The organism is Paenibacillus sp. FW104-T2, assembly GCF_058789975.1.
This window is the reverse complement of record NZ_JBYTCE010000011.1, coordinates 1-12,025: the sequence shown is the minus strand read 5'-3', so window position 1 is coordinate 12,025 and position 12,025 is coordinate 1. Positions and strand designations below refer to the sequence as shown.

8 protein-coding genes are annotated in these 12,025 nt (G+C 47.7%); 6 read left to right on the top strand and 2 right to left on the bottom strand.

Annotation, left to right across the window (positions count from 1 at the left end):
* Positions 1-3: 3 nt before the first annotated feature.
* The 3 genes from bglX (at position 4) to AC3WQ3_RS15220 (ending at position 6,833) form a co-directional block, all read left to right on the top strand.
* Entirely contained in the window at positions 4-2,169 is a 2,166-nt protein-coding gene (gene bglX / locus AC3WQ3_RS15230) for a beta-glucosidase BglX (protein ID WP_492472679.1), read from the top strand.
* Between the two features lie 123 nt (positions 2,170-2,292).
* Complete coding sequence (locus AC3WQ3_RS15225) at positions 2,293-5,664, top strand: GH36-type glycosyl hydrolase domain-containing protein (protein ID WP_492472678.1); 3,372 nt, start codon at positions 2,293-2,295, stop codon at positions 5,662-5,664.
* A 152-nt stretch (positions 5,665-5,816) separates the two neighbouring features.
* Positions 5,817-6,833, top strand: a complete 1,017-nt coding sequence (locus AC3WQ3_RS15220; RefSeq protein WP_154895917.1) for a substrate-binding domain-containing protein — start codon at positions 5,817-5,819, stop codon at positions 6,831-6,833.
* 347 nt (positions 6,834-7,180) lie between these two features.
* Here AC3WQ3_RS15220 and AC3WQ3_RS15215 read toward each other — a convergent pair whose 3' ends face one another.
* On the bottom strand, positions 7,181-8,245 hold the full coding sequence (locus AC3WQ3_RS15215; RefSeq protein WP_492472677.1) for a phosphodiester glycosidase family protein: 1,065 nt from the start codon (positions 8,243-8,245) through the stop codon (positions 7,181-7,183).
* Positions 8,242-8,652 (bottom strand): hypothetical protein, encoded by a 411-nt coding sequence (locus AC3WQ3_RS15210; RefSeq protein WP_492472676.1) that lies wholly within the window; start codon positions 8,650-8,652, stop codon positions 8,242-8,244. The genes AC3WQ3_RS15215 and AC3WQ3_RS15210 overlap by 4 nt, the downstream gene beginning before the upstream one ends.
* Before the next feature lie 429 nt (positions 8,653-9,081).
* On the opposite strand from AC3WQ3_RS15210, the gene AC3WQ3_RS15205 reads away from it, so the two are divergent.
* From AC3WQ3_RS15205 to AC3WQ3_RS15195, 3 genes are all read left to right on the top strand, one after another.
* Positions 9,082-9,738: a response regulator transcription factor gene (locus AC3WQ3_RS15205; protein ID WP_095359066.1), complete on the top strand. Its 657-nt coding sequence runs from the start codon at positions 9,082-9,084 to the stop codon at positions 9,736-9,738.
* Between the two features lie 140 nt (positions 9,739-9,878).
* Entirely contained in the window at positions 9,879-11,102 is a 1,224-nt protein-coding gene (locus AC3WQ3_RS15200; protein WP_336779384.1) for an aminotransferase-like domain-containing protein, read from the top strand.
* Between the two features lie 184 nt (positions 11,103-11,286).
* A complete protein-coding gene (locus AC3WQ3_RS15195) occupies positions 11,287-11,976 on the top strand; it encodes an FMN-dependent NADH-azoreductase (protein ID WP_371859981.1) in 690 nt (229 codons plus the stop codon).
* Positions 11,977-12,025: the final 49 nt, after the last annotated feature.

Here is a 12,025-nt window from a genome sequence, read left to right as displayed (position 1 = left end):
GATATGAATAATGAGCAGTTGCTTGACCTGGTCAAACAGATGACGCTGGAGGAAAAAACAGCTCAGCTTCTTCAATTGACCGCCAATTTTTACGAAGGGACGGATGCCCAAGGCCAGATTACTGGACCGATGGAAGAAATGGGGATTACAGAGCAATCTGTCGTTGCCAGTGGCTCTATCCTGGGCTTGTCAGGCGCACAGGCCATTATTGATGTACAGCAAGCCTATTTGAAAAAAAGCCGTCTCGGTATTCCACTGTTGTTTATGGCGGATGTCGTGCATGGTTTTAAAACGATTTTCCCGATTCCACTGGCGATTGGGTGTTCATGGGATACGGACTTGGCTGAGAAAAGTGCAGAGATTGCTGCACGCGAATCCGCAGTATCCGGTTTGCATGTGACATTTTCTCCAATGGTGGATCTGGTTCGTGACCCGCGCTGGGGCCGCGTGATGGAGACGACAGGCGAAGATCCGTACCTCAACAGCCTGTTCTCAGCGGCTTTTGTACGTGGGTATCAGGGAGACAATTTGAAAGATGAGCCAGATCGTCTCGCTGCTTGCGTCAAACACTTTGCAGCGTATGGTGCTGCTGAAGGCGGACGTGACTATAACACCGTAGATATGTCCGAGCGCAATCTGCGTGAGTATTATTTGCCAGCATACAAAGCTGCTCTGGATGCAGGCGTCGAAATGGTGATGGCTTCGTTCAATACAGTAGATGGCATCCCAGCGAGCGGCAATGAAAAGTTGATGCGTGACATTTTACGTGATGAGTGGGGCTTCGATGGTGTATTGATTTCGGATTGGGCTTCCATCCGCGAGATGATTGCACATGGTGCAGCTGAAGATGATCGCGAAGCGGCATACCGTGCCATTCGCGCAGGCGTGGATATCGAGATGATGACCCCTTGTTATGTTAATCATCTGCCTGAGCTGATCCAGAGCGGTGAAGTGGAAGAGAAGCTTATCGATGAAGCTGTATTCCGTATTCTGCAGCTAAAAGAAAAACTGGGATTGTTCGACAATCCACTTCGTGCCGCTGACCCGGAACGCGAGCGCGAGATTGTATTCTCGAAGGAACATCGTCAGGTTTCCTACGAGCTGGCAACCAAATCGGCTGTTTTGCTGAAAAATGATAACAGCGTACTTCCGCTTCAGCCGGAAGCGAATGTCGCATTGATTGGGCCTTTTGCCCAGAGTGAAGACATTCTCGGCTGGTGGTCTTGTGAAGGCGTGAAGGCGGATGCTGTCAAGCTGGGAACGGCACTGCAGGAGCGTCTGCAGCATGGACAGGTTCACATGGCCCAAGGAAGTGGCGTTCACACGATCACCTCGGAACAAATCACTGAAGCCATGGAAACGGCGAATAAGGCTGACCTTATCGTTCTGGCTCTGGGTGAAGATTCGGAAATGAGCGGTGAAGGTGGTTCGCGTACCGATATTCGTCTGCCAGCAGCTCAGCTTGAACTCATCAAACAGTTGAAGGCGACAGGCAAACCGATAGTTAGCGTGATTTTTAATGGTCGTCCTTTGGATCTGCATGGTGTGTTTGAAGAATCGGATGCCGTACTTGAAGCGTGGTTCCCGGGCAGTGAAGGCGGAGCAGCCATTGCTGATGTTCTCACAGGCGTAGTGAATCCATCTGCACGTTTGACGATGTCGTTCCCGCAGTCCGTCGGTCAGATCCCGGTGTATTATAACCATTTCAACACAGGACGCCCTCTGAACCCGGAGAAAACGGAAGAACGTTATGTTTCAAAGTATATAGATAGCCCGAACGATCCACTCCTTCCGTTTGGTTATGGCTTGTCATACACCACGTTTGAATACGGTGATTTGGAAGTCTCTAGCCAGGAGATGACTGCCGATCAAACGATCAGCATCCAGGTTCGTGTAACGAATACCGGACAGCGCGCAGGTGTGGAGACAGTTCAACTCTATGTGCGTGACGTAACCGGTGAGGTCGTACGACCGATGCGTGAGCTGAAGGGGTATACGAAGCTTGCACTCGAGCCAGGCGAGAGCGGTACGGCTACATTTTCGTTAAGTGAGGAAAAACTTCGCTATCATCATTCCGATCTGACTTACCGCAGTGACAAAGGCAAATTCCAGATTTTTGTCGGCCCTAACAGCCGCGATACCCTGGAAAGCACATTCAAGTTGGTGTAATGAATGCAAGTTACCGCAAGTGAGTGATTGGATTTTAGCATAAAAATGCAGTGAAGCTGCACTGCCTTCTTCAAGGCTGCTTGGCAGGGGAAGAAGGCAGGATAGGAGGATATGAATAGATACATGAATACGATGACTAGATCGCAAATCAACATTCAAGCCGGCGAGCTGAACTTCACATTCTGGGAGAGCGGTGATCTGTTCCAGGCTGTAAGTGGACAGGCCATGATCAATCAATTAATGACAAGCCCGGTGGACGGGGCCATGAATAATCTCTATTTGCGTTTTCATGACGAATCCAGTATTCGTTATGTTCCCATGCTCGGCATCCATTCCGAGAGCCAGACTCATCAAGACGGAGACCGCTTGGTGTGGGCGGGAAATGCGGAAGGTGTGACTTATCAGGTTGTTTTTGCACCGACAGCTCGGGGAGTCTGGTTCTGGGATGTGAAGGTTAACGGCCACGGGGAAAAAGTGGATGTCATCTACGGCCAAGACATTGGCATAGCTGACCCCGGAGCGGTACGAAGCAATGAAGCCTATCTTTCGCAATATATCGATCATACAGTCTTCGAGGATGACAAATGGGGTTATGTCGTAGCATCCAGGCAAAATCAACCCCAGGGCGGGGTATTTCCTTATGTGCAGCAGGGATCTCTAACTCGTGCTACGGGGTATTCAACCGATGGATTCCAATTCTTTGGCTTGAGCTACAAGGAAACGAACATTCCTGAAAGCCTGCTTAAACCGTCGCTGGCGAATGAAGTATATCAATATGAATTTGCATATACAGCCCTTCAGTCAGAAACCGTGGTTTTGAATGGCGAAGCCCGCTTTGTATTCTACGGCCTGTTCCAGGCGAATCATGCGGCAGCCATTAAGGAACTGGAATATAAGGATGTTGTGGAACAGGCCTGGAACGAATATGAAGCGAAAAGCACAGGGAACGCAGCTGTTGCAGCTAGCTCTGCCAACGCTTTGCCTAAAGTCTCCCTGAACCCGACTCTGGGTGAGCCGCTTCGTACTTTGGCTATGTCTTATGACGAAGTGAATGCTCTTTTCCCGGCTTCAACCAGACAACAGGAAGAACGTGCCGATGGCGAACTGTTGGCTTTTTTCACAGACACTTATGAGCATATCGTCCTCAAGGAAAAGGAAATGCGCGTGGAGCGTCCGCACGGTCATATTCTGATGAGTGGAAACAATGTGAAACTGGGCGAGAATGTGATTACGACGACTTCCTATATGTACGGTATTTTTAACTCACACATCGTTGTGGGCAATACGAACTTTAACAAAATGATGAGCAATGCCCGCAGTGCGCTGAATATCGCGAAATCCTCCGGTCAGCGGATCTACGTGGAAATGGGCGGAGTCTTCCATCTGCTCACCATGCCGTCTCTCTTCGAGATGGGCTTCAACTATGTGCGTTGGTATTACAAAACGGATCAGGACACGCTGATTGTCACGAACTATACAACACTGGATACTCCTGAAATACGTTTGCATGTGAAATCGGAAAAAGGAATCGCTTATCGCTACCTGATCACTAATCAGATCACCATGAATGTGAATGAATACGAATTGCCTGCCCGTGTCACCGAACAGAACGGTGAACTTCGCATTAAGGCGAATACGGACAGCCTCAGCGCCAAGGAATACCCGAATCTGGAATATCGCATGTCGGTGAGCGGAGCGGGAATGAAAGTAGGCGACGAGACCCGACTGGCGAGTGGTGTAAATTCGGGTGACGGATCTATTTTCACCTTGCAGCTGGGGAGTACGGCTGAATGGACAATGACCATTCAAGGCCTGCTTGAAGGAGACAGTGTGGTGTTGTCCACACGCAGCTTCGAGGAGGAAGTTAATGCATATCGTGCATTTTATGCGGAAGTCATGAACGGGTTCCATCTGTCGCGTCCTGGGAAGCCAAACGCAGAAGAGTTGTTCAAGGTCAATGCGCTTGCATGGTGGTATACCCATAATATGCTGGTCCATTACTCCGTTCCGCACGGTTTGGAGCAATATGGCGGCGCAGCTTGGGGAACACGGGATGTATGTCAGGGGCCTGTCGAATACTTTATGGCTACGCAGAAATATGAACAGGTCCGCGATATTTTGAAAATGGTGTATTCGCATCAGTATGAGGATGACGGCAACTGGCCGCAATGGTTCATGTTTGACCGTTATTTCAAAATTCAGCAGGAAGAGAGCCATGGAGACATCATTGTATGGCCGCTTAAAGTACTGAGTGACTACCTGATTGCGACCAAGGATTACTCCATTCTGGATGAAGAGGTTCCTTACACCGTTAAACATGGTTTCCATTTTAGTGAAGAGAAAGCATCAGTGCTGGAGCATGCGCAGAAAGAGCTCGAATATATCCGCAGCCACTTCCTGCACGATACATTCCTTTCCTCGTATGGTGATGGAGACTGGGATGATACACTTCAACCTGCAAATGCCCAACTGAAACAGTATATGGTCAGCAGCTGGACCGTTGCCCTTACGTATCAAACACTGAGTCAGCTATCCAGAGCACTTGAGCCTGTGAAGCTGGAACTAGCGGCAGAATTAAGCAGCATGGCTGCAGGAGTTAAAAAGGACTTCAACAAATATATGCTGGATACCGACGTTATTCCTGGTTTCGTATATATGGAAGATCCAGAGCAAGCCAAGCGGATGCTGCATCCGGATGACAGCGAGACTGGCATTCAGTACCGTCTGTTGCCAATGACACGCAGCATGATTGCCGAGCTTCTGGAGCCCGAACAGGCGGCGTCCCACTATCGTTTGATTAAGGAAAAATTGTTCTGCCCGGACGGCGTGCGGCTTATGAACCGTCCAGCCCAATACGATGGAGGGGTAAGCACACATTTCAAACGTGCAGAACAGGCGTCCAACTTCGGTCGTGAAGTTGGTCTGCAATATGTGCATGCACATATTCGCTACATTGAAGCCATGGCGAAACTTGGTAATCCCGAGGAAGTATGGAACGGCCTTGGCATCATCAACCCTGTGGGTATTCAGCAAGTCGTGCCTAATGCGGATCTCCGCCAGAGCAATGCTTACTTCAGCAGTTCTGATGGTAAATTTAACAACCGCTACGATGCACAGGAGCAGTTCGATAAGCTTCGCACCGGTGATGTCCAGGTAAAAGGCGGCTGGAGAATCTATTCCAGCGGACCAGGGATTTACATGAACCAACTGATCTCGAACGCACTGGGCATTCGTCAAGAGGAAGAGGATCTCGTAATTGATCCCATCCTTCCGGCAAGTCTGGATGGCCTGCACTTTGATTTCCAATATAACGGAAAGAACGTGACCTTTGTTTATCATCTTGGCGGAGAACCGGTACAACGTGTGCTGTTGAACGGCAAGGAACTGGATTCGACGAGACTGCGGCAGCCTTATCGTCAAGGGGGACTGCGTATTTCACGTACAACCCTTGAACAAGGTCTGGCCGAAGGTAATGTGATCGAGATTTACAGCTAAAAATGGCAGAGGACCTCTGGGGTAACAGCGATCGAAAGAAGATTCTGTAACCGGAGTGTCATCAGATAAGGGTTAGTCCGTTTACCAACTATTCAAGAAGTCAGGTCCTCCAGCCCGGAGGGCCTGATGAACATAACAGGGGAGCGAAGATTGTGGTCAGTATCAAGGATATCGCCAAAAAGGCGGGGGTTTCGATCTCCACCGTGTCTTATGCGCTGAATGGCAGCAATAAAGTGACAGATGAGACCAGCTCCAAAATTTTGGCCATTGCCAAAGAGCTGAACTATGTTCCGAACGCTGCCGCACGAACGTTGAAGAAAAGGGAATCCAAAATTCTCGGTGTATTTCTGACAGACTTTAGCGGGGATGTATACGGGGATTTGCTTAGTGGCATGAAAACAGTTTGCAACGCTCAGGGTTATGACTTGATTGTCTGCAGTGGCAAGCAGTCCCACCGAATGCTTCCGGAGCGAATGATTGATGGAGCCGTTATACTCGATCATACGTTTGCCAGCGAGGAGCTGCTGCAATATGCCGATCGGGGACATAAAATTGTCGTTCTTGACCGGGAGCTTCATCATCCGAATATCAATCAGGTACTGCTGGATAACAAGGCAGGAGCTACACTGGCTATGGAACATCTGATTGAGCAAGGACATACGAAGATATATGTCGTAACCGGTCCGGAGGGTTCATTTGACTCGGCACAGCGGATGAAAGCGGTAAGACAAGTGACCGAGCGGGAAGCAAATGTGGAATGGATCGAGATTGTGGGAGATTTTGAGAAAAGTGGCGGAGAGCAGGCTGCTGAGTTCATTATTCAAGAGTATACGAGACCGGCTGCAGTATTCTGTCTCAATGACGAGATGGCCATTGGTCTGTGTAATCGCTTGGCCGAAAGTGAGCTGCAGATTGGCCGGGATATTGATGTAATCGGTTTTGACAACATTGAACTGAGCAAATATGTTCAACCAAGGCTGGTCACCATTGATTATTCCAAAAGGAAGTGGGGTTCCCTTGCAGCGGAGCAGTTAATCAAAATTATTGCCGGAGAACCGGTAGATCATGAACGAATCTACGTTACATTGGTGGAGGGCGGTTCAGTTTGCAGACAGGTTCCACAAGAGATCCCATTGCCTATTCGCCATGAACGGGTGGTTAACTCTTGATGCGAGAGGACGAGCCCATAAAATGTATCATCAGCAATAGCTTCAACGATGTCGATGCTGTACCCCGAGAGACAAGGCTTAGAAGAATTACAGCATTCTTTTAAGCCTTGTCTCTTGGTATAGGAACACAATAAAAAAGCCTCTCACAAGGAGAGGCTTGACCATTAAAGGCCCTTGGTTTTGTCGTTGTTGTAGGCTGCAGTGAAAATGCCTGTCATGAACAATGCAAGTACAATTGCAATAATCCAGAATGTCAATGAGAACGACATACACTTGCCACCTCCTGTACATTTAGCACTTTCTTCTATTATAACCAATAAGGGAAGAAAAGGAATGCCTATACAGGATCATTTGTAAAATAAAAAGTGAGTAGGCACAGGTCTGAGATTGCCGTCTGATGGATTGTTCACAACCCGATTGTTCAGGATTAGCGAGGAGGAGCCGCCGCCATCCAGATTGTAGGCATCCACTACGCCCAGTTTGTATAATCGACCCTGAAGCTCCTCAAGAGTCGCACCAGAGCTTCCGCTTTCGTTATATCCATCCACGACGATAATAAGCAGCTGATCATCCTTGTAATTGCCAATTACGGTACGCGGAGCCCTCTTGGGCGACACCTTCCACTTGGCAGGAATGGCTGTTTTCTTGCCGTTCTGAAGCAGGACAGGTACAAAAGTTGCGCCGAACTGTGGTTTAAGGCGGTCCAGTGAGTTTTTATCAAAAAATTTGCCGCCTACCAGTTTGCCCGTATCGTTAAGTCCTACAAAAAACAGATCCTTGAAACTGGCTTGGAAGCCGTTCACATATTTACCGTCCATGACCGTTGTGCTGAGCGGGTATCGTTTGCCACCGCTATCTGCGAATCCGCCTGCATTGATTCCGGCGATCGCACCATTTCGCTTAACGGCCTGCATGGTTGTCTCGGCTTTTCCTGGTTCACTGCTCATAGCCATTTTCATGGCTGTAGGGTCCTTCAGTTTAACTTTCATCGCGTAACCCTTGTACGTGCCAGGATTTACTCGATAGAGTTCAATCGTAAGCCGGTCACTGTTTACCCGTTCAATGGGAACGCCAAGCTTGGACGAAATACGCTGGTTGTATATCGTTTCCGGACGTGCGGATTGTACCGACGCGGATTGTACAATGGTAGACATCGTACTGGTCGTACGATTATACAGCTCTGTCGTTCTTTTAATAGAAGAAGAAGTTTGAACGGCAGCTTCCTTGGCCCCAGTAAGCTCCTGGCGTATAGCCTGGGTCTGGGGAGTAATCGTTTCCTCTGACAGTCCGGAATGAATCAAATCCCCGGGTTCAAGCGGGGGGCGAAGCAGCAGCAAACAGATGATCAATCCAATAAAAGGAGCAAGTGCAAGCATAAAAAAACGATTAACCTGTTTTACGGGTGTAATCATTTGAGCAGGTCCATCTTTTTCTGGAGGGTTTCCAGTTGCTTTTTGACTTCGCTCAGCTGGGTGTACAACTTATTGCTGTTATCCGTTTTGTCGCTTGCATTATCCTTAGTAAACGTCAGCAGCTCATTGAAGGATTGAACTTGTCCCTGCAGGTCGGCTACTTCCTTCGATATCGTTGTTAGCTGATTTTCGTAGTCTGCTTTTAGCGCGGCAATCTGCTGCTGATTATGGGCCTGAATCTGACTAAGCATCTGCTTCTGAAGATGGTTACTATAGTAGTAGGTTCCCAAAACTCCCAGTGCAATGAGAACAATCCACATGACCAGAAAAAGCTTGACTGAAGATCCGGCCTTGCCTTTGGCGCTCCGGGTGTGATGGATGTCAGAAGGTTGATCAGAAGGTTTCATATCATCACTCCTGGTTATAAATAGTTTAAAAAATACCAATCCTCATTCTAACATGCCACTATTGATTACGCAAAAATGAAATTCTTTAAGTAATAGGATAAAAAGAGATTGCATCGGATGGAAGTCCTAGGATACAATTTCTTATAGATGCAATAAGTAGGAACTTTGGGCAGGATTTTCGACCTTTTTAGCTAGAGATGCAGGAAAATTATACTATATTTTGCATGAGTGAGGCATATATATTGCAATGTCATGATGCAGTTTTGGTGAAATAAAGCAGCTGTATGGCTGTTCATCCATTTATTCATCATATTTCGACATTATTCGACTTTGCTTCTTCTATACGTGGACTGTCGCAAGTATGGTGATAGAATCAAGGCAAAAAAAGTAGAAAAGTATTTGTCCAATACATAACCAGGGGGAACAATCATGAAAAAAGTATGGCAGGTGGTCATCGTAGATATCCACCCCACCAGCATGCTGGGTACCAAATTGATTTTGGAAGAGCAGCAGGATTTACTTGTACGGGGAATGACCTCAACAGGTACAGAAGGACTAGAATTGGTGAAGATCCATCAACCCGATCTCATTTTGATGGATTATCGGCTTCCTGAAGGGCAAGCAGATCCATATATAACTCAGATGAAGAATGCATCCGTGCATAGTCATGTTATTATTTTGACAGATGAAGACAATGTGAAGTTGTTTCGTCATCTTATGGGTCTTGGTGCAAGCGGCATGCTGTCGAAACAGGCTTCCCCTAGCCAGCTGATTCACCTTATTTCCGGGTTGCGGGAGGGTTGCGTATCCATTCCGATCTCCTGGCTTACAAGCACTGAATGGGCTCAGCCGTCTGACTCTCCGGGAGAAGAATTTCTGGTGGAACTGACAGAAACCGAAACTTTTATCATGGAAAGAATTGTTCAGGGCGTAACCTATGATAAAATAGCCAGTGAGATTAACGTCAGCCGACGTTCCATTGATAACTATCTGCGCAAAATCTATGTGAAGTTGGATGTAAGCAGTCGCGCACAAGCTATTGAACGCTATGCCTTATATGCGAGACAGGCCAAGACGCTATCCTGATAACCATTCTTCATTTATAAAGGTACAGGATGTGAATCAGGAGGCAGGTCCCATCGTCATATTCGGCGATCAGCAGGAATAGGTTGAAGTGGCTGTGGACTGCGAGCACAGTTCGGAATTGATGAAAGGGGAACGGACCGATGAAATATTTCTTCGCCTCCCGTACAAACAGGCTGTTGTCTTCACCACTCCGGGATATTCGTGAGATGTCTGGCCGGGATTATTTCATTTCTCTGGCCGAAGAGTTACCTGCAGAGGAATTATTTCCGTTCAAGCTGCTGGAAGAAGCGGCCGTATCTGTATTCAGTTCTGGGCCATCTGCTCTTCAGTATGGTGAGCCAGCAGGCTACAGACCTCTGAGAGAGTGGCTGGACACGGACTGGAATATCCGAAAAGACATACGTACAGTGCCAGAGCAGATTTTATTGACCACAGGAACCCAGCAGGCAATTGATTTGGTGATGCGTCTGCTGCTGGAGCCAGGGGATTCCGTATTGGTAGAACACCCTACTTCTCCGGGGTGTCTTGAAGTTCTGGAAATGCAAGGGGCCAAAATTGTGCCTGTCCTTGGCGATTCAGACGGCATATTGCCAGATCTATTGGAGCACCACATGCAGCAGCTTAGACCGAAGCTGCTTTTTGCTGCGCCAAGCTTCTCGAATCCGACGGGCGTGCTATGGTCCATGGAACGGAGAGAGGCTGTGCTTGATCTGTGCTCTCGTTACGGGGTTTTGCTTGTTGAGGATGACTCGTATGGAGAGCTTCACTTCGACGGTCTGGAGACGGCAGACTTCTATCGCAGGTTTCCTTCGTTATTTGCGCTCGATACTGCTGATCAAGGCGGGCATGTACTGTATATTGGTTCGTTCAGCAAAACGGTTGCACCTGCACTGCGCACGGGCTGGGCAGCAGGACATCCTGCCTTGATACAAGCCATGGCTTCAGTCAAACGGATTGCAGACGGGCAATCCAGTCCAATGAATCAGCGGTTATTATACCAGCTGCTCGCCCAGTCTCCATTTAAATGGAGTGACCATCTCTCCATGCTAAACCGGGAGTACAAAATCAGACTGAAGCTGATGCTTGAGTTGCTCAAAAGGCCTGGCTGGAAAGGGGTTCAATATACCATCCCCAAAGGGGGCATGTACCTGTGGGTTCAACTCCCCGAGGGGCTGGATAGCGGAGCATTGCTCAAAGTGGCACTTTCCAAAGGTGTGTCCTTTCTGCCAGGTTCTCTCTGCTCCACGGGTGTCCAGGATTACCGTCACATTCGATTGAATTTTAGTCATCCTGGACGCGACGAGCTGCTGCTGGGCATGAACCTGATCAGTGAAGCTATCTCAGAATTCACTGCTCGCAATTAGCAGAATGATTAAGAGAGCGAGAGCGGCTTTCTTCATAAGAAAGTGAGAACTGCGATTCCTAAGTAAATATATGAAATTTTGAAGAACAAATAAAAAGAGTTCATAACCCAAAGTAATTACGTTATTGCATCCACTAACATTTTTATATATAATATGTATTAATGAGTTGTTGTTTTCTTTATATATGTTGTACTCAACGCGATTTCAGGAGAAACACTCATATATTTTAATTAACGGGGGAACGAACATGTCCAATATTCTATTTGTAAAAGCAAACGACCGTCCTGCGGATCAAGCAGTCAGCGTAAAATTGTACGATGCATTTTTGAGCGCATACAAAGAATCCCACCCAGGTGACACCATCACTGAGCTGGATCTCTACAATACAGATATCCCTTACTACGGTAACACTGTAATTACAGGTGGATATAAAGCAGCTAACGGTATCGAAGCAACTGCTGAAGAGCAGCAAGCTGCTGCACTCGCAGCACAATTGCAAGATCAATTCCTGGCAGCTGACAAAGTAGTATTTGCATTCCCACTGTGGAACTTCACTGTTCCTGCTCCACTGGTAAACTACATTTCCTACCTGAGCCAAGCTGGCAAAATGTTCAAATACACAGCTGAAGGCCCTGTAGGTTTGGTTGGCGACAAAAAAGTGGCATTGCTGAATGCACGTGGCGGCGTTTACTCCGTTGAGCCAATGGCATCTGCTGAAATGTCCGTAAAATATGTAACAAACGTACTGAACTTCTGGGGTATCCAAAACCCTGAGCTCGTTATCGTTGAAGGTCACAATGCTTCACCTGATCGTTCCCAAGAGATCGTGGATGCTGGCCTGAAATTGGCAGCTGAAGTAGCAGCAAGCTTCTAATCGCTATTATATAGAATCATTTAGCAAGAGCCTGTCATCTCCTCGGAGA